Below are 22,482 nucleotides of genomic sequence, written 5' to 3'. Positions count from 1 at the left end.
ATATAAAGGAAGAGTAGAATGAATAAAAAAACTTGGAGTTTCCTCATTGTTACTGCATTGCTTATTGTTATGACATCATTGTCAGCGATGAAAGGTAGTTTAGAAGTAGGTATTGTTGAACTTGTACAAGGGATATTTACAGGTGGAAATGAAGATGTTGAAGTCATTAAAGATTTACGTTTTCCGCGTATTATTATTGCGTTGTTCACTGGAGCGGCTCTCGCTGTTTCAGGTGTGCTTTTTCAAGCTGTTATGAAAAATCCACTCGCTGATGCTGGGGTAATCGGTATATCTTCAGGAGCAAGTTTTATGACACTTGTTATTATTACGTTGTTCCCGCAATTCTTTTTCTGGACACCCGTATTCGCCTTTTTAGGTGGTGCGCTTGCATGTTATCTCGTTTATTCGTTTTCATGGAAATCAGGATTAAGCCCGCTTCGCATTATTTTAATTGGTATTGCCATTAATGCAATGTTTACTGGATTAAATGAATCATTCGTTACGATTTGTGGATATTTTATTAAGAGTATTAAGCAAACGACGACTTCTAACATAACAATGAAGACGTGGGGCGATGTAGAAATAATGGTGACTTATGGAACGATTGGTCTTATTCTTGCTCTGTTCGTAGGAGCTTGGTGTAACTTATTATCGCTACAAGATAAGACTGCGAAAAACTTAGGCTTGCACGTGACGAGAGTTCGTCTTATTATTTCTGCCATTGCAGTACTCTTAGCGGCAGTATCAACAGCGATTGCAGGTGTTATTGCTTTTGTAGGATTACTAGTTCCGCATATTTCAAGACAATTAGTCGGTTCAGACCATAAAGTATTAATTCCATTTTCTGCTCTTGCAGGGGCGTTATTAATTTTGACGGCAGATACGATTGGAAGGTTAATTGTGCCACCTAACGAAATTCCAGCAGCAACAATTATGGCGGTTATTGGTGGTCCATTCTTAATATTCTTGCTTAGAAAGAGTGATAAAGTTCATGGAAATTAAAAATGTAACCTTTTCATACGATAACGTAACAAATCGATTAAAGTCTGTTAGTAGTGAAATAGAAATTGGGAAAATTACAACAATCATTGGACCGAATGGATGTGGGAAATCAACATTACTTAGTGTCATGTCTAGAAACCACGCTCCTAGCAGTGGAGAAGTAATACTTGATGGGAAAGCGATTAGTGAATATAAACCGAAAGAGTTTGCTAGAAAACTAGCGGTTGTCCATCAACAAAATGAGGCTCCAGCAGATATTACAGTGGAAAAGCTAATAAGCTTCGGGCGTATGCCATATAAAAATATATTCTCTCCGCAAACAGATGAAGATAGAGAAGCGATTGAGCGTGCGCTAGTATGTACGAATTTACAAAGTAAGCGTGATAAGCCAATTTATGCTTTATCTGGTGGAGAGAGGCAGCGAGTTTGGATCGCAATGACATTAGCTCAAAATACACCAATGCTCTTCTTAGATGAGCCGACCACATATTTAGATATTTACTATCAGCTAGAAATATTAGAGTTAGTGAAAGAGTTAAATGAAGTGCATGGACTAACGATTGTAATGGTATTACATGATATTAATCAAGCCATTCGTTATAGCGACCATATTATCGTTATGAAAGATGGAGAAATCATTACGAAAGGTAATCCTAATGATGTAATAACAGAAGAAATGGTTAAAGCAATATATGGTGTAGATGTCATTGTAAAGCAGGATGAAGATACCGGATTGTACATGGTACCTATGGGAATCTAAAGGCTGAGCATAATCCGTTTTGAGGTGATAATTTGAATAGTAAGAAAGGACGGAAAAAGAATTCTTTTTTTCAACGCATACTTACAATTGTGTTTTTAGGAATCTTTTTCTATTCAATGTATGAGTTGGGCGGGATTTTCATGGATTATTATGAAAATCGTAAAGTAATGGCTGAGGCACAACATATTTATAAAAGAAGTCCAATGGAAGAAAAATCAGAAGATGGAGAGGTACGTAAACAGTTTCAGGATCTCCAGAAAATTAATCCAGAGATAGTCGGATGGATTACGATGGATGATACACAAATTAATTATCCAATCGTTCAAGCAAAAGATAATGATTACTATTTATTTCGTAATTATAAAGGTGAAGATATGAGAGCGGGAAGCATTTTTATGGACCATCGTAATGATGTGAAATCTCAAAATCGAAATACGATTTTATATGGCCATCGTATGAAAGACGGTTCTATGTTTGGTAGTTTAAAAAAGATGTTGGATGAAGACTTTTTTATGTCTCATCGTAAATTATATTACGATACATTATTTGAAGGATACGACGTGGAAGTTTTTTCAGTATACACGACAACAACGGACTTTTATTACATTGAAACGGATTTTGAAAATGATGCAGCATATACATCGTTCTTAAAGGAAATTCAAGAAAAATCACTGTACAAAACGGATACGGAATTGACGGCTAATGATGAAATCGTAACACTTTCTACTTGTGACTATGCGCTTGATCCAGAGGCTGGAAGGCTAGTTGTACACGCAAAATTAATAAAAAGAAATTAAAGAAAAAAGTATAGAATATGAGAAGTGATAGATAACGCTTCTCATATTCTATACTTTAAAAAAGGACTGTTTTTACTGTGCTGCAGCCATTGGCATACGTACAACTTTTACATCATAGTAAGCAATTTTATTATCAAGAATATATTCTGGCATTCCGCCTTGATGTGAGTGAGCATCTTTAAATGCAGCGCTCTTTGTCCAACCTTGGAAATCTTCTTTTGCATTCCAGCGAGTGCTAATTGTTACTTCATCATAATCAACTGTATTTTGCGTTAAAAGAACTTCTAGACCTAAAAAGCCTGGCATCGTTTCAACTTTACCTACTTTATTAAAACGCTCAATTAATTTATGTCCATTTCCCTTTGTAATTTTAGCTGTATTTGTAACAATAATCATGTTTATTCCTCCTATTAAATATAGACTTTATTTTCGAGAACTCATATACATTAAATGATAATGAAAATCATTATCATTGTCAATGCTAAATGTGAAATATAAAAGTTTTTTATATTATATTGGACAGTAAGATTTCCAGTTCAAAATGTAGTAAATATGTGGCAGTTAAGCGAGAGAATGAGCGAGTTGTACTAGCAAAGCAATAATATGGTATAGTGAAACGAGGCTGTTTTTTCAGTCTCGTTTTTTAAATGCTTCCTGTAGAGAAAGCATGCAAATGGAAAGGAAGTTATTATATGCGATCAGAAGTAACTGTAAAAATAAAACCGAAATTTATAAAAGAAATTAAAAGTGGATATCCGCTTATTTTAAAAGATGCGATTCAAAATTTAAATGATGTTCAGGAAGAAGGAACAATCATTAAAGTAGTAGATGAGAAGAACCAATTTATCGGAAAAGGCTATTATGGAAAACAAAATAAAGGATACGGCTGGATTTTAACGAGAAAAGAGAGTGAACAAATTAATCAGTCTTTCTTTGAAAGTAAAATAAAATCTGCCTTACATAAACGAAAGCAATTTTACAAATCAAGTGATACGACAGCATTCCGCGCCCTAAACGGTGAAGGTGATGGTCTTGGAGGACTAATTATCGATTATTATGATGGCTACTACGTAGTAAGTTGGTATAGTGAAGGGATTTATACTTTCAGAGATGAGATTATAGCCGCTCTTCAAAAAGTAGCAAACTTTAAAGGTATTTATGAGAAAAAGCGTTTTGATACGAAAGGGAAATATATTGAGGGTGATGATTTCGTAGCAGGAGAGCGTGGTGAGTTCCCGCTTATCGTAAAAGAAAATGGTGTGAACTTTGCTGTTTATTTAAATGACGGAGCGATGGTTGGTGTATTTTTAGATCAGCGTAACGTTCGAAAACAAATTCGTGATAAGTATGCAAAGGGAAGAACCGTGTTAAATATGTTCTCTTATACAGGTGCTTTTTCTGTATTTGCAGCGCTTGGCGGAGCGAGCAAAACGACGAGTGTCGACCTTGCAAATCGTAGTTTAAGTAAAACGATTGAGCAGTTTAGTGTAAATGAAGTTGATTATGAAGCGCAAGATATTATTGTAGAAGATGTATTTCTTTACTTCAAATATGCAGCGAAGAAAAAAATGAAATTTGATATGGTCGTACTTGATCCTCCAAGCTTTGCACGCTCAAAAAAATATACATTTAGTGCAGCAAAAGATTATAAAAATTTATTAAAAGAAACAATTGCTATTACAGAAAATAACGGTATTATCGTTGCTTCTACAAATTGTAGCGCATTCGATATGAAAAAGTTTAAAGGCTTTATCGATACAGCCTTTAAAGAAATGAATGGCAAATATAAAATATTAGAAGAACATTCTTTACCAGAAGATTTCCGTACCATTGATCAATTTAAAGAAGGAGACTATTTAAAAGTAGTTTTCATCGAGAAAATTAAAGGTTAATAAAGAAAAGGAGCTCGAGTTTACTTGAGCTCCTTTTCTTATTGAACGATATTTTGTACTCTACCGACTTGCCCGTCCTGCAATCGCACTTTAATGCCATGCGGATGGGAAGGGGAGTTTGTTAAAATATCTTTTACAATTCCACGTGTTAATTTGCCTGTACAATATCAACTTCAAGACCGGGTGCTATATTAGAACGTTTTTGTCCGTTCATTTACACACCTGTACGTCTACGTTGGTTGTTTGTTTTCTTTGTTTGTTGGTTTTGTAATTTTTTTGTTTCTTGGCTTTGATTTTTGGCATTTTGACCATTACCGTTACCTTGCTTTTTCTTTGCAAGTTGTTCACGCATTAAATCAGCTAAGCTTACTTTTTTGTTTTCTGACATGATAAGTCTCCTTTATATAAAGTTAATTATGAACTATCGTAGTAAATTTCATCATATCATTGTTAGGGAAGGAAGGGAAGTTGGTTTGAAAATTCATATAATTCTTCACAGTATTCATTCGTTACGATACAATTAAAATGCTAATGTTTGTAAAAAAGGGGATAGACATATGTCACATCATATTTTATTAGTTGAAGATGATATCTCAATTCAAGAGATGGTGGAAAAGTATTTAATAAAAGAGGGCTTTCAAGTAACAATTGCGTCTGATGGAGAAGAAGGCGTGAACACATATTTAAAAGGTTCATTTGATTTGATTATCCTTGATATTATGATGCCAAAGCTAGATGGCTTAGAGGTTGTACGAATCATTCGAGAAAAAAGTGCAGTTCCGATTTTAATGATGTCGGCAAAAGATACAGATGTTGATAAAGCTGTTGGATTAGGACTTGGAGCAGATGATTACATTTGTAAGCCATTTTCTATGATTGAATTAGCTGCACGTGTAAAGGCAGGTATTCGGAGGTCTACGAAATATTCGGCTACAGAATCAACAGAAGAAAAAATGATTCAAATTGGTGATTTAACAATCGATCCAATTAATTTTACGGTTGAAAAAAACGGGAAACCTCTCAAACTTACTTTAAAAGAATTTGAGATCTTAAAACTGTTCGTAAAAAATCAAAATCGTGTATTTACGAAAGCACAAATATACACGTTAGTTTGGAACGAAGAGTATTACGGTGACGATAACGTCATTAATGTTCATATGAGAAGATTGCGTGAGAAAATCGAAAGTGATCCATCTAATCCAGAATATATTAAAACGTTATGGGGCATCGGCTATAAGCTGGAAGTGATGTAATATGATCAATTTGTTAATAGGTATTATTTTTATATTGTTATGTGTTATTTATATGCAATATAAAATGAGAAAAAATAGTAGTAAAAATTTACGATACACATATGAAAAGTTAGAAAGTATTGTAAATGAAAAAACAGGCGAGACGTTACTCGTTATGACAGATGATCTAGAATTGCAAAAATTATTAGTGGCAATTAATCAATTATTAGATGCAAAACAGAAAACGAATGCAGATCATGCAAAAGTAGAAATTTCGATGAGAAAAATGCTTTCAAATATTTCGCATGACTTGAAAACACCACTAACAGTTATTCTTGGATATACAGAAATGTTAAATAAGGATAAAACGATGAATAAAGAAGAACAACAAATATTACTTGAGAAAGTGCATACGAAAACACTAGAAGTGATGGAGCTAATTCATAAGTTTTTTGATTTAGCGAAATTAGAATCTGGTGACAAAGCAATTGAAATGACAAAAGTAAATATGAATGAAGTTTGTCGCGAGAAGATTTTATCATTTTATGATTTAGTGACGACGAAAGGTTTTCAGGTTCATATTGATATACCAGAAAGAAATATATACGCACTTGGAAATGTGGAAGTATTAGGTAGGGTATTGAATAATTTAATATCAAATGCGATTACATATGGAGACGATGGAAAGGCACTCGGTATGACGTTAAGAGATGATGACACGAGCGTGTATATAGATATATGGGATACAGGAAAAGGAATTGATGAATCTCATATTGATAAAGTGTTTGAGCGTATGTACACACTTGAAGATTCAAGAAATAGATTGTACCAAGGAAGCGGTCTCGGATTAACGATTACGAAACGGCTTGTGGAAGCGATGGACGGAAAAATTCATCTTTCTAGTAAACCGTATGAAAAAACAATTTTTACAATTGTATTAAAAAAGATGCTGTTTTAGCTTGTAGAGAAGTAGATTCTACAAGCTTTTTTTCAGCGTAAGGAATTTGTAAGAAACGGGTAAGAAAAAAGAGATTTCCGTTGTCTATTATAGAAATATAGAGTATTGCGAAAGGGGAAAGTAACATGACATATATATTAAAAACAAATCAGTTAACGAAAGTGTTTAAAGGGAAAGAAGTTATTTCCAGTGTTAACATGCATGTGAAAAAAGGAGAGATATACGGTTTTTTAGGACCAAACGGTGCTGGTAAAACAACGATTATGAAAATGATTACAAATTTAATAAAACCGACGAGTGGTGATATTGAAATCTTCGGTGATAAATTAACAGATACATCTTATGAAGTATTAAAAAGAATGGGGACAATTATTGAATATCCAATCTTTTATGATAAATTAACGGCGAAAGAAAACTTAGACCTACATTGTGAATACATGGGCTACTACGATAAAAATGCAATTGACCATGCTTTACATTTAGTGAAACTACAAGGGGTAGATAATAAAAAAGTAAAAGATTTTTCATTAGGAATGAAACAACGACTCGGTATTGCAAGGGCAATCGTTACAAAGCCAGAATTGCTCATTTTAGATGAACCAATTAACGGTTTAGATCCAATTGGTATTAAAGAGTTACGAGACTTATTTAAAATGCTTTGCAAAGAATATGGCATTACATTATTAGTTTCTAGTCATATTTTAGGTGAGATGGAACTAATGGCCGATACAATTGGTGTGATTCAAAATGGAAAACTAATAAAAGAAGTTTCAATGAAGAGTATTAACGGAAAACAAACAGAGTATATTGAAATTACTGTTCCTGATGTGAAACGTGCAGCTTATATTTTAGAAGATAAACTTGGTATAAAAAATTACAAAATAATGAGCGGAAACATGATTCGGATTTATGAAGTGGCGGTGACACAGCAAGCCATTTCAAAAGCACTTATTATGAACGATGTGGAAATTGAAAGTATTAATAAGAAACATAGTTCCTTAGAAGAATATTTCTTAAATGTAATGGATGGAGAAGGTATTCATGCTTAATGGACTGTGGCTGAACCTGGTAAGTGGATTTATCGTAATGCTAATAAGTGGAATTTTATATTATAGAAAACCAGAGCGGAAATGGTTGTTCATTGTACTAGTGATAGGAATGTTAAGCTTCGTTACTGCTGGAATTAGAATGTTAGCAGCGTAGAGACAGGTATATAAAGAATGGAGGCGTAATTTATATGTTTAAATTAATGAAGCTCGAATGGAAGAAACATAAATTATCTCGTTACTTTAAAAGTGTAGCAATTTGTATTATAGCAATTTTCGCTGCAGTAAGCCTTATGGCATTGGGAATGAAAGCCGAGGAAGACATGCTCTTCTCTGATTTCACACAGAACATGGCTGCAGCAAATATTTTTATTAGGATAACATTCATTATTTTTAGTTCGGTCATTTTATCACGTTTAGTAATTGATGAGTATAAGAACAAAACGATGCAATTATCGTTTATGTACCCGCTGCAAAGGAAAATGCTAATGAGGGCGAAATTAACAATTGTTTTTTGTTTTTGTTTTGTGAGCACCATTATCGCTACTTTTATTATTAGTTTACTCGTATATTTTGTGAGTCCAATGATGGGACTGATTGAAACGCCAGCTACGATAGGTGAAATAATAGCTATCGTTCCAGATACTTTTATAAGTGCATTTATGATATCTGGTATAAGTTTAATTCCTTTATTTTTTGGAATGAGAAAGAAATCGACACCGACAACGATTACTTCGGCAGTAATAATTGGTATGCTGATTAGTGGTAACGTTGGTCCTGGAAACGATCAAGTAAGTATGTTTGATTTTATAGCTATCCCAATCGTGCTCTGTTTATTAGGGATTTTCATTAGTTATTTATCGTTTCGTAAAATCGATAAGATTGATGTGGTGTGAAGCAAGCTTAAAACAACAACGAACTGGGGTATGAATGGTGAAAAAGATAATAGTAATTGCAATATTATTCATTACAATTGCTAGTGTAGTTTTTGGTATTAAGGTATTTCAGGGGAAAGATTTTAAGAAAGAAAAGTCTTTTGAGATAAATAATATAAAAGAAATAGAAGTAGATAATGAAAACTGGAATCTTGAATTTAAAAGTACAGACGCTAATAAAATAGTAATTTCCGCTCAAGGTGAACAAGTAGATAAAGAGATAGATCCTGTCAAAATAGAAAATGATGAAAATAAAATTGTGATTAAACAAAAACAAAAGATGAACAGATTTTTTAATGGTTTTACGTTTAGGAAGAAAAATAGTATATCTATAGCTATTCCGAAGAAAGAAATAAATAAAATTGTATTAAATAATAAATCGGGTGATGTGAAAATAAGAGATATAGTAGTAAAAAATATCATGACAAAAGGCAAGTCTGGAGATGAAATGATTGTAGGACTATCAGCCGAGAAAGGTGAATTCATATCGCAAAGTGGAGAGTTAGTTTTAAAAGGTAGTTCAGTACAAGAATTAAATATAAAGTCTACGACTGGTGATAACTATATAACAAATGTAAGTAACTCAAATATGAACATCACTTCAACATCTGGGGAAGTATTACTGAAAGATATGACAGAAGGAAAATCATTATTTATAGAAACAAAATCAGGTGATATTGGCGTACGGTATAAAGGTGTCCCTGCATCATTGAAGCTTATGGCTAAAAGTAATTCGGCTGACGTAATAGTGGATTTAAAAGGACTTAAGAAAGATAAAAATACAGAAAAGATAAAAGAAGGAACTATTGGTGATGCAAAAAACGAAGTGAAGATTTTAAGTAAAACAGGGGTAATTTATATTGATTAAAGTTTAAATGAAAGGAGGACTATCATGCTACGTCTTATGAAGCTAGAATTGAAGAAGTTTAAGTTTGGATGGTATGTGAGGGGAGCAGTTATTGCAAATATCATTATACTGGCATTATTAATCTTTGTTAGTTTCATTGCACAAATAGAAGGAGATCCAGAAATAAGAGATCCGCAGATGATTTTGCTAATGGCTAGTACAGTAGTAAGAGCAACATTTATTATTTTTGGTAGTGTGTTAATCGCAAGGTTAATAATTGGCGAATATAAAAATAAAACAATACTACTCATGTTTTCTTATCCTATTAACCGAAAGAAAATGATGGCTAGTAAGTTGGCTATTACAGCGATAGTAACATTTATAACAGTTATTGTATCTAACATTTTAGTAGTAGGAATTTTCTTTGGGATAGATAGTTATTTTTCAATTCTTCCTCATTCATTCACAGTAGATCAATTGGTGCAAGAAGGAATAAAACTGGTTCCTTTAGCTATTGCAACTGCGGGAATGAGTTTAATCCCATTATATTTCGGAATGCGTAAACGTTCAGTGCCAACTACAATTGTTTCATCTCTTATCGTTGTAGCAATTGCAATGAATAGCAACCCAGCGTTTCCTACAGCAACTTTACTTCCCCTTCAACTAGCACTCGCAGCAATTGGAGCTGTGATTGCATATTACGGAATTAAAAATATAGAGAAGGAAGATATAGCTGTATGACAAGAATAAGAAAAAAGAGTTGGCGTTACACTAACTCTTTTTTGTATATGTATGCTTCGTTACTACTCTGTAAATTTGGAGTGTTTGCTTAAATACTCTTGAACTCCTGGAGAGATATTAAAGTTATTAGGACTTTTATATTCGATAGTAAAATCTCCGTCTCTACTTGTCTCAAAGGAGATGGCATAGCTATTCATTTTAGCATCGTAAGAAGTATTTTTGACTTCTGCATCTAGATTAAAATATTTTGTAATATATTCTTTTGAGTCCGTAATTGCTGCTTGTTTTCCCCAAGGGGTACCATAATAGGTGAAATAAAGAGATACACTAATAACTCCAATAAGGGAAGTTAGTAAAATAGTTCCCATAGCTATTTTTTTATTTTTTGTATTCAATTTGGTTACTCCTCTTCGTAATATGTATTCATTTTAACCTATATATTCCATAAAACAACCATTTTAAAAAATAGTTTCACATGAAACAAGTTACAGAAAAAGACAAGATATGTAAACACCTTGTCTTTTTTGTCATTACATTTTAGGAGCTACCATTCCAGCCGCAGCCCACTCTTCTTTTGCGGGGCCGTACACACCAGGAACTGTTAAGCCGGCTTGTCGCATTAAAACCGTCATTTGCCCGCGATGGTGATTTTGATGATTAATAAGTGTCATTAAAAATATAGAATTCGGCATAGGGCGACCAAAGAAGTCGTTAATAGTAGCTAAGTCTTTATCAGTCCATTTATTTTGAAGTGTTTCAACAAAAGCCGCGTTCACTTTACGGTACTCATCTGCAATTGTTTTTGCAGAAGTTGGAACAGGATAATCTTTCGTTTCTCCTTCAAACTTTAGCCCTGTGCCAGATAGTATAACAGGAATTGCCGTCACGATATGCCAAGCGACTCTTCCTAAAGTCCAATGTTCAGGTGCAATTTCTTGTGATAAAGATGCATCGGTTAATGAATCAAGCATTTTCTCAGTAGACTCTGCTTCGTATGTCCATGATTGTAAAAAGCCTTCAATTGTTTGGTACATAGTTATCCCTCCTATTTTTGTTCATAGATTAAATTCGTGAGAGATAATATAATCCCTGTTCCACAAGAAATAATTAATTAAGCATTGCTACAATATGAAAACAATTAGAAAATATTTGTAAAAGTGTCAGGAAACGAATGTGCTCATTCGTATATATAATGAATAAAGAATAGGATAAAGAGTGGTGATAAGGGTGAAGGATATAGAAATAGTAGAAGGTCTTCGGAAACAAGATATGTTAGCATTACATACAGCAATTGATCGATATGGAGATTTAATTTATAAGGTAGTTCATAGTATTTTAGATACTGCACAGAGTAAGGTGTTAGTGGATGAATGTGTTGACGATATTTTATTAATCGTTTGGTACAACATTAGTAGTTATGATGAAAATCGTGGGAAGTTTAGAAACTGGCTTATATCTGTCGCTAGGTTTAAGGCCATCGATTATAAACGAAAAAGTAATAAGTCTTATCAATTACAAGAGTTTCAGCAAGAAATATATGAAGATAGAAAAAATGTCAATTTAACAAAAGAAGAGCGAGATTATAATTTTTACGTTTTAATTAAAGAATTGAATGAAGAAGATAAGAAAATTTTTATAAAAAGGTATTTAGATGAATATAGCGTACAAGAAATAGCGCTTGAATTCGGTATGACACGAGATACGGTATATAGTAGGCTTTCAAGAGGGAGAAAGAAATTGAAGAAGCTGCTGGGGGGGAAAAGGAATGAATAAAGAAAAGTTACTTCAGGAATTAAATAACTTACAGTATAGCGATAATTGTGTAGATGATTATAGAAATGATGAGAAAATAGATAAAAAGAAAATAGATCGTACAAAAGAAGTTGTAACAAAAACAATTTTAATGAAACGTTGTTATGAGGTTGTACAAGAAGAGTTACAGGGAAGCGAAGAGATTTTATATAGTATGCTTGCCGAAAATCATCGTGTGAAAAATTGGCAGACAGGCACAGCAATGACATTAGGGATAGGCGTTCTTGCAATGAACTTCGGTATTAATAATGTGTTAATCGTTACAAATAAACGGTTGTATGTGTTTTTTATGGATCGTTATTATAATGAAGTTGATTTAAAAGTATGTGTATTGAATGAAGTAGCTTATATGAAAACAATATTAGACCGTAAAGGTGGAAGTGAGTTTCTGCATATAAAGTATAAAAATGATAACGAATACGTATTATTGGGAAATGCTGATGATTACAGAGAGTTATTTCAAATAGTAGGTAGGTTGAAAATAGCGAATGGAATAGAATTGAGATTACAAGATAAGAAATTAAAGAGAAAGTTAACTTTAAAACGAAGTGTGTTCAATATAATCATGTATTTACTTGTTATATATATTATGTACAAAGCCTATGTTAATTTTATGCCATAATAGGAAAAGACGGCTTCACATATATGAAGCCGTCTTTTAATTAACCTTCTTCCCACTCTTCCTCATCAACCATAAGAAATAAGGTGCTCCAAGTACAGCAACGACAAGACCAGAAGGAATTTCTTTCGGATATGCGATTGTACGTCCAAGTAAGTCAGCAACAGAAAGAAGGATTGCTCCAAATAGTGCTGAACAAACGAATAGTCTTTGATGATTCATACCAACAATAATTCTTGCTAAGTGAGGTGCGACAAGGCCTAAAAAGGCAATTGTACCGACAGCAGCGATATTTACTGATGCAAGTAGTGTCGCTAGCACAATCAGAGCAAGACGTGTTTTATTTACTGGTTGCCCAAGTCCAGTTGCTAAATCGTCTCCAAGTACGAGAACGTCAAGTTGTTTTATTAAGAAAAAGATAATGAATACAAGAATTAGAGATGGATATAGAATGATATTTTCTAAGTGATTCCATCCTCTTGCATACGTACTGCCAGATAACCATGTTAAAGCAGCGGCAACATTCAAATTGGCTCTAACGATAAAGATTTGAATAATTGCCGAGCCAAGTGCAGAAATACCAATTCCTATTAAAGCAAGGGCTGTTGGGCTAAATCCTGATTTCCATGAAAAGAAGAGGACAATTCCTACTGCAAGTAGTCCTCCGATAAATGCACCAATTGGTAGAAAGAAACCAGGAAGTGCAGGAAAGACATACATAATAGTTAAAGCACCAACACCAGCTCCCGATGAAATACCAATAATAGAAGGATCGGCAAGTGGATTTCGTAATATACCTTGGAAAACAAGCCCACTTATTGCAAGGCATGCGCCAGCAATAGCAGCCACGAGCATTCTTGGTAAACGAAGATTCATCATCATATTTTTGTCAAATAGTGTTAATTGACCTGATATAACATTTGTAATACTTTCGATATAAGCGTTACTACCGATTGTAACACCAAGAGCAATCGTCACAATACAAAGTGTGATAGATATAATGATTACCTTTTTATAAGAGTAATAGCGGGAACTAGCTCCAGCTGCATTCGCACCGTTATCATTCATATATTGTTTCGACTTCATCATTCGGTACACTAAGTAAATAAGCCAAGGAGATCCAATCATTGCTGTGACTGCCCCAACAGGAAGTTCTGCACCGGTTGGATCTATTAATTTACCGACAACATCTGCTCCAAGTAATAATACTGCCCCCCATAAGAAAGAAGAGAGAAGAAGAGTAAAGTGTTGACGGTATCCGATAAGGCGCATTAAATGAGGCGCAACTAAGCCGACAAATCCAATTGGTCCAACAACAGTAACAATTACTGCTGTTAAAAAGATTGCAGCAATGAAGGCGATAAGACGTGTTACTGCTGTTTTTTCACCAAGAGAAACAGCAACATCATCACCAAGTAAGAGAATGTTGAGTTTACGAGACATAAATAGTAAAACTAGGAAAGAAATAATGATAAATGGAAAAGCAAATTGAACGCCATCCCAGTTATTTTGAATAAGAGAGCCAGCTCCCCATAAAAATAAACCAGCTGTTTCATTTTCATAGAAAAGCTGCATCGTTCCGGTAAAGGCAGAGAGCATTAATGTAACGACCATACCAGCTAATGCCATTCTAAGTGGGGTTCCCTTTTTTCCACCAGAAATACGGTATACAAATAAAGCAGTAATAGCGCCGCCGATAAATGTGAACAGAAGAGAATTAATTTGTAAACCTTTCGGTAAGAAAATTGTAGCCGCTACTAGAAAGAAATATGCGCCAGAGTGAATACCCATTGTACTGGATTCAGCAAGTGGATTTTTCGTTAACGTTTGTAAAATAACCCCTGATGCAGCAAGAGCGCCTCCAGCTAAAATGGCAATTACAGCTCTAGGTAATCGAAGCATGATTAAAGTTTGATGTTCTAGCGATTGGTTCGGTGAGATAAGAGCATCAATAATCATACTATAGGAAATGTTTGCTTGACCTTGTCCGATATGAATAAAGAAAAGGAGGAGCAAGAGAGCTGCTCCTCCTCCGAATACAAGACTTGCTCGAAGTGTGTGTTGTAAGCTATTCATCGTGTAATCACTTCTTCGCTGTCATTACATCTGCTACTTGTGTTGCTAAAGATGTTGCAGACTCAGGACCACCGAAAATCCAAGTATCGCCTTTTAATTTATACATTTTGTTTTCTTTTTTGAACTTTAATTCTTCCCAAGCAGGGTTGCCTTTTAGTTGCGTGTCAAAAATGTTATCTTCATCCGCTACAATGTAAATGAAGTTTGAATCTTGTACACTTTGTAATGATTCTACAGTTGTTTGTTTGAAACCATCTGGCTCAGATTTTCCTGCTTCAAAAGTATTTGTTAAACCTAATTTTTTTGTAACTTGTAAAGCTAAAGAATTGTCAGTTAAGATACGGAATGTTGGTACGTTTTTAGCAGTAAATGCTTGTGCCATTGCAATGTTTTTATCTTTTAAGTCTGCTTTCTCAATTTTTGCTTTTGCATCAGCGAATGCTTTATCCATATCAGCTAATACTTTTTTACCTTCTTCTTCTTTTCCAACTGCTTTTGAAATTTGTTTAAATGTTTCTGTCATTTCAGCAAAGTGATCGTTATTACTTGTTGATGGATCAAACATAACTGTTGGTGCAATTTGCTCTAATTCATTTTTAATTGCTTTACCACGGAATGAAGCTGTGATAATTAAGTCTGGTTTTAAACGGCTAATTTCTTCTAAGTTTGGTTGTTGACGTGTCCCTACATCTACAACATCTTTACTCGGTTTTGTTTTTGTATTTACCCATTTATTATAATTCTTAATGTCTGCCATCCCTACTGGCTGAACACCAAGTGCTAATAAGTCTTCTGAATATACCCACTCAAGTACAACTACTTTTTTCGCTGGTTTATCTAACTTCGTTTCCCCTTCAGCGTGTTTAATTGTTATAGCTTGATTTTTATTGTCCGCTTTTGTTTCTTTTTTCTCCTCTTTTTGCTGTCCGCATCCAACAGCGAATAGAAGAACTACTATAAAAATACTGATAATTTTCTTCATCTTCTGCCCCCAAATTAAGTGTTTTTTGTAACTAGTACCATGAGTGAAAATGGTTATCAATTACAACACCCAAATCATACTATGAGGGTATTTTAAGTGTCAATATATTTTTAAAATTTTGACGAAAAACAACAAATTATATGAATTTATATATATTATAGTCGTTATTTATCCCGCTATTTGCCCGGCCGTAAGATTCATATCTCAAAATTTGGGTGGAGCAAAGAAGTTAGGTGGGAGTCGGGCTGATTAAAGTTTCACTTTATGGAGAGTAAGTCTCTTTACTAAAAATATTGGCGAATGTGGAAAGTTAAAATGGGAACTTGGCTGTGTACGAAAGTGTAATGTGTATGGTTAATAATCTGTGGAGATGGGGCGAAAGTACAAGCAAAAGGAGAGTGAATCGCATGTAATAATTACTAGAATGTATGGAGGAAATCTGTGTTTTATCCCCGACTAGGCAAAGTATTTCTTTGTTATTTAGATAGTTGTTTTTTTAGTTGGTGATTGCACTAGAAAGATCGAATATAAAGGAAGTGATCAACATGTCTTCATGGAGCAATAACATAAATGGATATTGTGGGTGTAATAATCAAAATGGTGTACATGTTGATTCATGCTGTTTTAGTTGCGATGGGACAGTGCCTAAGGTTGGTCCAACCGGTCCGACGGGAGCAACAGGCTCAACAGGTCCAACGGGAGCGACAGGAATAACAGGAGCAACGGGAGCGACAGGTTCAACAGGTCCAACGGGATCAACGGGTTCAACAGGTCCAACGGGAGCGACAGGTTCAACAGGCCCAACCGGAGCGACAGGTTCAACAGGCCCAACCGGAGCGACAGGTTCAACAGGCCCAACAGGAGCGACAGGTTCAACAGGTCCAACGGGAGCGACAGGTTCAACAGGCCCAACAGGAGCGATAGGTTCAACAGGCCCAACGGGAGCGACAGGTTCAACGGGAGCGACAGGTTCAACAGGTCCAACAGGATCGACGGGAGCAACGGGAGCAACAGGCTCAACAGGTCCAACGGGAGCGACAGGAATAACAGGAGCAACGGGTCCAACGGGTCCAACAGGAGCGACAGGAATAACAGGATCAACGGGTCCAACAGGAGCGACAGGCCCAACCGGAGCTACAGGTACAAGTATCACGGCGACATATGCATTTGCAAATAATACGTCAGGAACAGCGATATCAGTACTTCTAGGTGGAACGAATGTCCCGCTTCCGAATAATCAAAATATCGGTCCAGGTATTACGGTTTCCGGGGGAAATACAGTATTTACGGTTGCAAATGCTGGAAATTACTATATTTCATATTCGATTAATATAACGGCTTCATTATTAGTTAGTTCACGGATTACAATCAATGGAGCACCACTTGCTGGGACGATTAATTCTCCTGCTGTAGCGACTACATCATTTAGCGCAACAATCATTACAACTCTTGCAGCAGGAGATGCTATTAGCTTGCAATTATTTGGTTTGTTAGCTGTCGCAACATTATCAACAACTACTCCAGGAGCAGTGTTAACGATAATAAGATTAAGTTAAACTATAACTCTCTTACTCTTTTAAGATTAAGAGAGTTTCTACATATAATAAGAAGTTAATGAAGTAAAGCATAGTTATACAAAAGTCAGAATATTATGATTGTAACGCTATGGTGACTATAATATAATGAAAATAACCATCATGAATGAACATTCATTTATTTTTATGTATTTGAAGGGGGAATGAAGGTGGAAAAACCATGGTTGAAAAGTTATCCAGAGGAAATTCCGAGTACGATTTCTTATGATATTCAGCCGCTTCATAGATATGTAGAACAGATGGCTTCTCGCTACCCAGAAAAGAAAGCGCTTCACTTTTTAGGGAAGGATATTACGTTTTCGGACTTCCATGATAAGGTGAAGAGGTTTGCAAATTATCTTCAAAAGCTCGGTGTGGAAAAGGGTGATCGAGTTGCTATTATGTTGCCGAATTGTCCGCAAGCTGTAATTGGTTATTATGGTACATTACTTGCGGGAGGTATCGTAGTACAAACAAATCCACTGTATACAGAGAGAGAATTAGAATATCAGCTTCATGACTCGGGAGCGAAAGTAATTCTTTGTCTCGATTTAGTGTTTCCAAGAGTAACGAATGTTCAATCTGCTACAAAAATTGAGCATATTATCGTAACTCGCATTGCGGACTTTTTACCATTCCCTAAAAATCTATTGTATCCATTTGTGCAGAAAAAACAGTCAAATTTAGTTGTGAAAGTATCAGAGAGTGAAACGATTCATCTTTGGAATTCAGTAGAAAAAGAAGTGAATACGGATGTTGAGGAGCCTTGTGATCCTGAAAAAGATCTAGCTCTTTTACAGTACACAGGAGGAACAACCGGATTTCCGAAAGGCGTTATGTTAACGCATAAAAACCTCGTCTCTAACACGTTAATGGGAGTTCAATGGTTATATAATTGCAAAGAAGGAGAAGAAGTCGTTCTTGGGGTTCTTCCATTTTTCCACGTGTACGGCATGACGGCTGTTATGAATTTGAGTGTTATGCAAGGATACAAAATGGTCCTTATTCCAAAGTTTGATATGAAAATGGTTTTTGAAGCGATTAAGAAGCATAAAGTGACACTATTTCCAGGTGCACCAACTATTTATATCGCTCTTTTAAATAGCCCACTTTTAAAAGAATACGATATTTCTTCTATTCGTGCTTGTATTAGTGGATCAGCACCACTCCCAGTAGAAGTACAGGAAAAGTTCGAAACAGTTACAGGTGGTAAACTAGTAGAGGGATATGGTTTAACAGAATCCTCTCCGGTTACACATAGTAATTTTTTATGGGAAAAGCGAGTGCCAGGTAGCATTGGAGTTCCGTGGCCAGATACAGAAGCGATCATTATGTCACTTGAAACTGGTGAGGCATTACCGCCAGGAGAAATAGGGGAAATTGTAGTGAAAGGTCCTCAAATTATGAAAGGATACTGGAATAAGCCAGAGGAAACAGCGGCTGTATTGCAAGATGGCTGGCTCCATACAGGTGATGTTGGCTACATGGATGAAGATGGATTCTTCTATGTAAAAGATCGCAAGAAAGATATGATTGTCGCGAGTGGATTTAATGTGTATCCTCGTGAAGTTGAAGAAGTATTATATGAGCATGAAAAAGTGCAAGAAGTAGTGACAATTGGAGTTCCAGATCCGTACCGAGGAGAGACAGTTAAAGCATTTGTTGTGTTAAAAGAAGGTACGGAGTGCTCTGAGGAAGAATTAAATCAGTTTGCACGTAAATATTTAGCGGCTTATAAAGTGCCGAAAGTATATGAGTTTAGAGATGAATTGCCGAAAACGACAGTAGGGAAAATTTTGCGCCGTGTTCTAATAGATGAAGAGAAGAGAAAGAATGAGGATGAGCAAACGGGCTAAGGCCCTTTCTTTTTGAAAAAATAGGATTGACACTTTTCTAAATAGTCAGTATTATAAGAATATGAATGACTATTCATTCAGTCATCTTCTTGAAGGGGACAGTAAAGTGAAGAAAAATAGACCGAAATACAATCAAATTATTGATGCGGCAGTCATTGTGATTGCGGAGAATGGGTACCACCAAGCGCAAGTTTCTAAAATCGCAAAGCAAGCTGGGGTAGCTGATGGCACGATTTATTTATATTTTAAAAATAAAGAAGATATATTAATATCCTTATTCCAAGAGAAGATGGGAGAATTTGTCGAAACAATTCGTCAAAAAACAGCAGGAATTGAAAGCGCTGTATCGAAGTTATTCATGTTGGTAGAAACGCACTTCTTGCTGTTGTCGCAAAATGATCCTCTTGCTATCGTTACGCAATTAGAGCTGAGGCAGTCCAATCAAGACTTGCGCCTTAAAATAAATGAAGTATTAAAAGGCTACTTACAAGTTATGGATGAGATTTTAGAGACTGGTATAAAACAAGGTGAATTTCAAGCAGATTTAAATGTTCGCGTGGCAAGACAAATGATCTTTGGAACAGTAGATGAAGTTGTGACCAATTGGGTAATGAGCGATCATAAGTATGATCTGGTCGCACTTTCAAAAACGGTACACGGGCTACTTATTGCAGCTTGTGGTTATCGTCAATAATGGGAGGGATCATGTTGAAATTCCTATCTGTAAGAGTTGAAGATCATATCGCGGTGGCGACGTTAAATCACGCACCAGCGAATGCGATGTCTTCACAAGTTATGCATGACGTTACTGAATTAATTGATCAAGTGGAAAAGGATGATAACATTCGTGTTGTTGTTATTCACGGTGAAGGACGTTTCTTCTCAGCGGGAGCAGATATTAAAGAATTTACATCTGTTACTGAAGCGAAACAAGCAACAGAATTAGCACAGCTTGGACAAGTTACGTTTGAGCGTGTTGAAAAATGTTCAAAACCAGTTATTGCGGCAATTCATGGAGCGGCACTGGGCGGCGGCCTTGAGTTTGCTATGTCTTGCCACATGCGCTTTGCAACTGAAAGTGCAAAACTTGGTTTACCTGAATTAACACTTGGATTAATTCCTGGCTTTGCAGGTACACAGCGCTTACCACGTTATGTTGGGAAAGCGAAAGCTTGTGAAATGATGTTAACAAGTACACCAATTACTGGTGCAGAAGCATTAAAGTGGGGACTTGTTAACGGATTGTTCTCTGAAGAATCTCTTTTAGATGATACGCTTAAAGTTGCAAAACAAATTGCTGGAAAAAGTCCAGCAACAACTCGTGCTGTACTAGAGTTATTGCAAACGACAAAATCGTCTCATTACTATGAAGGTGTACAACGTGAATCACAGATTTTTGGTGAAGTATTTACAAGTGAAGATGGAAGAGAAGGTGTAGCTGCATTTTTAGAAAAGCGTAAACCTTCATTTAGTGGCAGGTAGTTCAATTATTTTTTTAATATAAATTAACAGAAAATTAAAATTGATAGAATCTTTCTGAAAAACAAGGGGGTAAATGGAATGAACATCTACGTACTCATGAAACGAACATTTGATACAGAAGAAAAAATCGTAATTAAAAACGGTGCAATTTACGATGGCGAAGCGGAATTCATCATCAACCCTTACGATGAATATGCAATTGAAGAAGCAATTCAAGTAAGAGACGCACAAGGTGGAGAAGTTACAGTTGTAACAGTCGGTGGCGAAGATAGTGAGAAAGAACTTCGTACTGCATTAGCAATGGGCTGTGATAAAGCCGTATTAATTAATATTGAAGATGATGTAGAAAATGGTGACCAGTTCACGACAGCAAAAGTGCTTGCTGAATATTTAAAAGATAAAGATGCAGATTTAATTTTAGGTGGAAACGTTGCAATTGATGGTGCATCTGGACAAGTAGGACCACGCGTAGCTGAAGCGTTAAATATTCCATATGTAACGACAATTACAAAACTTGAAATTGACGGTACAAATGTGAAGATTGAGCGTGATGTTGAAGGTGATACAGAAGTGATTGCAACTTCATTACCAGTTTTAGTAACAGCACAGCAAGGTTTAAATGAACCGCGTTATCCATCGCTTCCAGGTATTATGAAAGCGAAGAAAAAGCCGCTAGAAGAATTAGAATTAGATGATTTAGATTTAGAAGAAGATGATGTGGAAGCAAAAACAAAAACAATTGAAATCTATTTGCCTCCTAAGAAAGATGCAGGAAAAGTGTTACAAGGCGAGCTGCAAGATCAAGTAAAAGAACTTGTATCGTTGCTCCATACAGAAGCGAAAGTAATCTAATAAAATACGAAATTATATATGCAGGAGGGAAAATCTATGGCTCGTAAAGTATTAGTAATGGGTGAAGTTCGTGATGGATCGCTACGTAACGTTTCTTTTGAAGCGGTAGCAGCAGCAAAAACAATTGCAGAAGGCGGTGAAGTAGTAGGTCTTCTAATTGGAGACAGCGTTGCCTCTTTTGCAAATGAATTGATTCATTACGGTGCAGATCGCGTTGTGACAGTTGAAAATGATAAATTAAAATCATATACATCTGATGGTTATGCACAAGCGTTTTTAGCTGTACATGCTGAAGAAAATCCAGAAGGTATTGTCTTTGGACATACAGCACTTGGTAAAGATTTATCACCAAAATTAGCAGCGAAGCTTGAAGCTGGTTTAGTTTCTGACGTAACTGCTTTAGAGGTTGAAGGTGGAAATGTTATCTTCACTCGTCCAATTTATTCTGGTAAAGCATTCGAGAAGAAGATTGTAACAGACGGCATCTTATTTGTGACAGTGCGTCCAAATAACATTGCAACTCTGGAAAAAGATGAGTCTCGCAGCGGTGACGTATCTTCTATTACAGTTGATGTGAAAGATTTACGTACAATCATTCAAGATGTTGTCCGTAAAACAGCAGAAGGTGTGGATCTTTCTGAAGCAAAAGTTATTATCGCTGGCGGACGCGGTGTGAAGAGTGAAGAAGGCTTTAAACCATTAAAAGAGTTAGCAGACGTACTAGGCGGCGCTGTTGGGGCATCTCGTGGTGCTTGTGACGCTGAATACTGTGATTACTCATTACAAATTGGTCAAACTGGTAAAGTTGTTACGCCAGACTTATACATTGCATGTGGTATTTCTGGTGCGATTCAGCATTTAGCAGGTATGTCTAACTCAAAAATAATCGTTGCGATTAATAAAGATCCAGAAGCAAGTATCTTTAAAGTAGCTGACTATGGTATTGTCGGTGACTTATTCGAAGTTGTACCTCTTTTAACAGAAGAGTTTAAAAAGTTAAAAGTACATTCATGATTTAA

Annotated in this window: 25 protein-coding genes and 1 pseudogene; 19 read left to right on the top strand and 7 right to left on the bottom strand. The window is 35.6% G+C overall.

Translation table 11 applies throughout. From position 1 onward, the window contains the following. Nucleotides 1–18: 18 nt before the first annotated feature. The 3 genes from NST86_RS23280 to srtB are packed head-to-tail and all read left to right on the top strand — an operon-like array spanning nucleotide 19 to nucleotide 2,559. Complete coding sequence (locus tag NST86_RS23280) at nucleotides 19–1,002, top strand: FecCD family ABC transporter permease (RefSeq protein ID WP_001036848.1); 984 nt, start codon at nucleotides 19–21, stop codon at nucleotides 1,000–1,002. Further along, nucleotides 992–1,762, top strand: a complete 771-nt coding sequence (locus NST86_RS23275; RefSeq protein ID WP_000403761.1) for an ABC transporter ATP-binding protein — start codon at nucleotides 992–994, stop codon at nucleotides 1,760–1,762. Before NST86_RS23280 ends, NST86_RS23275 begins: the two co-directional genes overlap by 11 nt. Nucleotides 1,763–1,794: 32 nt before the next feature. Next, entirely contained in the window at nucleotides 1,795–2,559 is a 765-nt protein-coding gene (gene srtB, locus NST86_RS23270) for a class B sortase (protein WP_001086121.1), read from the top strand. Nucleotides 2,560–2,631: 72 nt separating this feature from the next. Here the strand turns inward: srtB and isdG are convergent, their stop codons facing one another. Next, nucleotides 2,632–2,955 carry a heme oxygenase gene (gene isdG / locus NST86_RS23265; RefSeq protein ID WP_000587818.1) on the bottom strand — a complete coding sequence of 108 codons (324 nt, stop codon included), beginning with the start codon at nucleotides 2,953–2,955 and terminating at the stop codon, nucleotides 2,632–2,634. Between the two features lie 296 nt (nucleotides 2,956–3,251). Between isdG and NST86_RS23260 the strand changes: the two genes are divergently transcribed. Then, the gene (locus NST86_RS23260; protein ID WP_016118693.1) at nucleotides 3,252–4,451 is read left to right on the top strand and encodes a class I SAM-dependent rRNA methyltransferase; all 1,200 of its coding nucleotides are present in this window, start codon (nucleotides 3,252–3,254) and stop codon (nucleotides 4,449–4,451) included. Between the two features lie 38 nt (nucleotides 4,452–4,489). Here the strand turns inward: NST86_RS23260 and NST86_RS23255 are convergent. Both NST86_RS23255 and NST86_RS23250 read right to left on the bottom strand, forming a co-directional pair. After that, nucleotides 4,490–4,665, bottom strand: a pseudogene (locus NST86_RS23255) (YwbE family protein). Then, complete coding sequence (locus NST86_RS23250) at nucleotides 4,666–4,839, bottom strand: hypothetical protein (protein ID WP_001293578.1); 174 nt, start codon at nucleotides 4,837–4,839, stop codon at nucleotides 4,666–4,668. 169 nt (nucleotides 4,840–5,008) lie between these two features. On the opposite strand from NST86_RS23250, the gene NST86_RS23245 reads away from it, so the two are divergent. The 7 genes from NST86_RS23245 to NST86_RS23215 all read left to right on the top strand — a co-directional run bounded on the left by NST86_RS23245 (nucleotide 5,009) and on the right by NST86_RS23215 (nucleotide 10,210). Further along, nucleotides 5,009–5,704, top strand: coding sequence for a response regulator transcription factor (locus tag NST86_RS23245; protein ID WP_016118692.1), 696 nt, complete (start codon nucleotides 5,009–5,011; stop codon nucleotides 5,702–5,704). Nucleotide 5,705: 1 nt separating this feature from the next. Next, nucleotides 5,706–6,641, top strand: coding sequence for a HAMP domain-containing histidine kinase (locus NST86_RS23240; RefSeq protein ID WP_044796492.1), 936 nt, complete (start codon nucleotides 5,706–5,708; stop codon nucleotides 6,639–6,641). A gap of 125 nt (nucleotides 6,642–6,766) precedes the next feature. Next, nucleotides 6,767–7,690 carry an ABC transporter ATP-binding protein gene (locus NST86_RS23235; protein WP_044796494.1) on the top strand — a complete coding sequence of 308 codons (924 nt, stop codon included), beginning with the start codon at nucleotides 6,767–6,769 and terminating at the stop codon, nucleotides 7,688–7,690. Next, the gene (locus NST86_RS23230) at nucleotides 7,683–7,844 is read left to right on the top strand and encodes a hypothetical protein (protein WP_000931813.1); all 162 of its coding nucleotides are present in this window, start codon (nucleotides 7,683–7,685) and stop codon (nucleotides 7,842–7,844) included. The genes NST86_RS23235 and NST86_RS23230 overlap by 8 nt, the downstream gene beginning before the upstream one ends. Nucleotides 7,845–7,878: 34 nt before the next feature. Further along, nucleotides 7,879–8,583: an ABC transporter permease gene (locus NST86_RS23225; RefSeq protein ID WP_000475529.1), complete on the top strand. Its 705-nt coding sequence runs from the start codon at nucleotides 7,879–7,881 to the stop codon at nucleotides 8,581–8,583. Nucleotides 8,584–8,617: 34 nt separating this feature from the next. Next, nucleotides 8,618–9,490 (top strand): DUF4097 family beta strand repeat-containing protein, encoded by an 873-nt coding sequence (locus tag NST86_RS23220; RefSeq protein WP_061663236.1) that lies wholly within the window; start codon nucleotides 8,618–8,620, stop codon nucleotides 9,488–9,490. 24 nt (nucleotides 9,491–9,514) lie between these two features. Then, the gene (locus NST86_RS23215) at nucleotides 9,515–10,210 is read left to right on the top strand and encodes an ABC transporter permease (protein WP_061663235.1); all 696 of its coding nucleotides are present in this window, start codon (nucleotides 9,515–9,517) and stop codon (nucleotides 10,208–10,210) included. Between the two features lie 62 nt (nucleotides 10,211–10,272). On the opposite strand, the gene NST86_RS23210 is transcribed toward NST86_RS23215, so the two are convergent. Continuing rightward, the gene (locus NST86_RS23210; RefSeq protein WP_001093299.1) at nucleotides 10,273–10,605 is read right to left on the bottom strand and encodes a YfjL-like protein; all 333 of its coding nucleotides are present in this window, start codon (nucleotides 10,603–10,605) and stop codon (nucleotides 10,273–10,275) included. A 135-nt stretch (nucleotides 10,606–10,740) separates the two neighbouring features. Beyond that, nucleotides 10,741–11,244 carry a DinB family protein gene (locus NST86_RS23205; protein WP_000284964.1) on the bottom strand — a complete coding sequence of 168 codons (504 nt, stop codon included), beginning with the start codon at nucleotides 11,242–11,244 and terminating at the stop codon, nucleotides 10,741–10,743. A gap of 235 nt (nucleotides 11,245–11,479) precedes the next feature. Between NST86_RS23205 and NST86_RS23200 the strand changes: the two genes are divergently transcribed. After that, the gene (locus tag NST86_RS23200) at nucleotides 11,480–11,983 is read left to right on the top strand and encodes a sigma-70 family RNA polymerase sigma factor (protein WP_206702468.1); all 504 of its coding nucleotides are present in this window, start codon (nucleotides 11,480–11,482) and stop codon (nucleotides 11,981–11,983) included. Beyond that, nucleotides 11,976–12,644 carry a hypothetical protein gene (locus NST86_RS23195; RefSeq protein ID WP_001031129.1) on the top strand — a complete coding sequence of 223 codons (669 nt, stop codon included), beginning with the start codon at nucleotides 11,976–11,978 and terminating at the stop codon, nucleotides 12,642–12,644. The genes NST86_RS23200 and NST86_RS23195 overlap by 8 nt, the downstream gene beginning before the upstream one ends. A 36-nt stretch (nucleotides 12,645–12,680) precedes the next feature. Here the strand turns inward: NST86_RS23195 and fhuB are convergent, their stop codons facing one another. Both fhuB and NST86_RS23185 read right to left on the bottom strand, forming a co-directional pair. After that, nucleotides 12,681–14,717 carry a Fe(3+)-hydroxamate ABC transporter permease FhuB gene (gene fhuB / locus NST86_RS23190; RefSeq protein ID WP_001087096.1) on the bottom strand — a complete coding sequence of 679 codons (2,037 nt, stop codon included), beginning with the start codon at nucleotides 14,715–14,717 and terminating at the stop codon, nucleotides 12,681–12,683. 7 nt (nucleotides 14,718–14,724) lie between these two features. Next, nucleotides 14,725–15,699, bottom strand: a complete 975-nt coding sequence (locus NST86_RS23185; protein WP_000720874.1) for an ABC transporter substrate-binding protein — start codon at nucleotides 15,697–15,699, stop codon at nucleotides 14,725–14,727. Nucleotides 15,700–16,244: 545 nt separating this feature from the next. On the opposite strand from NST86_RS23185, the gene NST86_RS34915 reads away from it, so the two are divergent. The 6 genes from NST86_RS34915 to etfA all read left to right on the top strand — a co-directional run bounded on the left by NST86_RS34915 (nucleotide 16,245) and on the right by etfA (nucleotide 22,477). After that, nucleotides 16,245–17,255, top strand: a complete 1,011-nt coding sequence (locus NST86_RS34915) for a BclA C-terminal domain-containing protein (RefSeq protein WP_445661330.1) — start codon at nucleotides 16,245–16,247, stop codon at nucleotides 17,253–17,255. Nucleotides 17,256–17,443: 188 nt separating this feature from the next. Beyond that, entirely contained in the window at nucleotides 17,444–19,129 is a 1,686-nt protein-coding gene (locus NST86_RS23170; RefSeq protein WP_016118686.1) for a long-chain-fatty-acid--CoA ligase, read from the top strand. Between the two features lie 106 nt (nucleotides 19,130–19,235). Then, entirely contained in the window at nucleotides 19,236–19,823 is a 588-nt protein-coding gene (locus NST86_RS23165; RefSeq protein WP_000742223.1) for a TetR/AcrR family transcriptional regulator, read from the top strand. 11 nt (nucleotides 19,824–19,834) lie between these two features. Further along, nucleotides 19,835–20,611: an enoyl-CoA hydratase gene (locus NST86_RS23160; RefSeq protein ID WP_000911292.1), complete on the top strand. Its 777-nt coding sequence runs from the start codon at nucleotides 19,835–19,837 to the stop codon at nucleotides 20,609–20,611. A 78-nt stretch (nucleotides 20,612–20,689) separates the two neighbouring features. Next, the gene (gene etfB, locus NST86_RS23155) at nucleotides 20,690–21,463 is read left to right on the top strand and encodes an electron transfer flavoprotein subunit beta (protein ID WP_001029028.1); all 774 of its coding nucleotides are present in this window, start codon (nucleotides 20,690–20,692) and stop codon (nucleotides 21,461–21,463) included. 36 nt (nucleotides 21,464–21,499) lie between these two features. Then, nucleotides 21,500–22,477, top strand: a complete 978-nt coding sequence (gene etfA, locus NST86_RS23150) for an electron transfer flavoprotein subunit alpha (RefSeq protein ID WP_000101947.1) — start codon at nucleotides 21,500–21,502, stop codon at nucleotides 22,475–22,477. The last annotated feature ends 5 nt before the right edge of the window (nucleotides 22,478–22,482 follow it).

This window comes from Bacillus sp. FSL L8-0199 (genome assembly GCF_038005705.1).
GTDB lineage: Bacteria > Bacillota > Bacilli > Bacillales > Bacillaceae_G > Bacillus_A > Bacillus_A cereus.
The sequence above is the reverse complement of the archived record's forward strand: the minus strand, read 5'-3'. Positions and strand labels throughout refer to the sequence as shown.

Bases quoted from the DNA above. Each gene is read 5' to 3' on its own strand.
- NST86_RS23280 (WP_001036848.1), top strand. From the start codon at position 19: ATGAATAAAAAAACTTGGAGTTTCCTCATTGTTACTGCATTGCTTATT.
- NST86_RS23275 (WP_000403761.1), top strand. From the start codon at position 992: ATGGAAATTAAAAATGTAACCTTTTCATACGATAACGTAACAAATCGA.
- isdG (WP_000587818.1), bottom strand. From the start codon at position 2,955: ATGATTATTGTTACAAATACAGCTAAAATTACAAAGGGAAATGGACAT.
- NST86_RS23260 (WP_016118693.1), top strand. From the start codon at position 3,252: ATGCGATCAGAAGTAACTGTAAAAATAAAACCGAAATTTATAAAAGAA.
- NST86_RS23250 (WP_001293578.1), bottom strand. From the start codon at position 4,839: ATGTCAGAAAACAAAAAAGTAAGCTTAGCTGATTTAATGCGTGAACAA.
- NST86_RS23245 (WP_016118692.1), top strand. From the start codon at position 5,009: ATGTCACATCATATTTTATTAGTTGAAGATGATATCTCAATTCAAGAG.
- NST86_RS23240 (WP_044796492.1), top strand. From the start codon at position 5,706: ATGATCAATTTGTTAATAGGTATTATTTTTATATTGTTATGTGTTATT.
- NST86_RS23235 (WP_044796494.1), top strand. From the start codon at position 6,767: ATGACATATATATTAAAAACAAATCAGTTAACGAAAGTGTTTAAAGGG.
- NST86_RS23230 (WP_000931813.1), top strand. From the start codon at position 7,683: ATGCTTAATGGACTGTGGCTGAACCTGGTAAGTGGATTTATCGTAATG.
- NST86_RS23225 (WP_000475529.1), top strand. From the start codon at position 7,879: ATGTTTAAATTAATGAAGCTCGAATGGAAGAAACATAAATTATCTCGT.
- NST86_RS23220 (WP_061663236.1), top strand. From the start codon at position 8,618: ATGGTGAAAAAGATAATAGTAATTGCAATATTATTCATTACAATTGCT.
- NST86_RS23215 (WP_061663235.1), top strand. From the start codon at position 9,515: ATGCTACGTCTTATGAAGCTAGAATTGAAGAAGTTTAAGTTTGGATGG.
- NST86_RS23205 (WP_000284964.1), bottom strand. From the start codon at position 11,244: ATGTACCAAACAATTGAAGGCTTTTTACAATCATGGACATACGAAGCA.
- NST86_RS23200 (WP_206702468.1), top strand. From the start codon at position 11,480: ATGTTAGCATTACATACAGCAATTGATCGATATGGAGATTTAATTTAT.
- NST86_RS23195 (WP_001031129.1), top strand. From the start codon at position 11,976: ATGAATAAAGAAAAGTTACTTCAGGAATTAAATAACTTACAGTATAGC.
- fhuB (WP_001087096.1), bottom strand. From the start codon at position 14,717: ATGAATAGCTTACAACACACACTTCGAGCAAGTCTTGTATTCGGAGGA.
- NST86_RS23185 (WP_000720874.1), bottom strand. From the start codon at position 15,699: ATGAAGAAAATTATCAGTATTTTTATAGTAGTTCTTCTATTCGCTGTT.
- NST86_RS34915 (WP_445661330.1), top strand. From the start codon at position 16,245: ATGTCTTCATGGAGCAATAACATAAATGGATATTGTGGGTGTAATAAT.
- NST86_RS23160 (WP_000911292.1), top strand. From the start codon at position 19,835: ATGTTGAAATTCCTATCTGTAAGAGTTGAAGATCATATCGCGGTGGCG.
- etfB (WP_001029028.1), top strand. From the start codon at position 20,690: ATGAACATCTACGTACTCATGAAACGAACATTTGATACAGAAGAAAAA.
- etfA (WP_000101947.1), top strand. From the start codon at position 21,500: ATGGCTCGTAAAGTATTAGTAATGGGTGAAGTTCGTGATGGATCGCTA.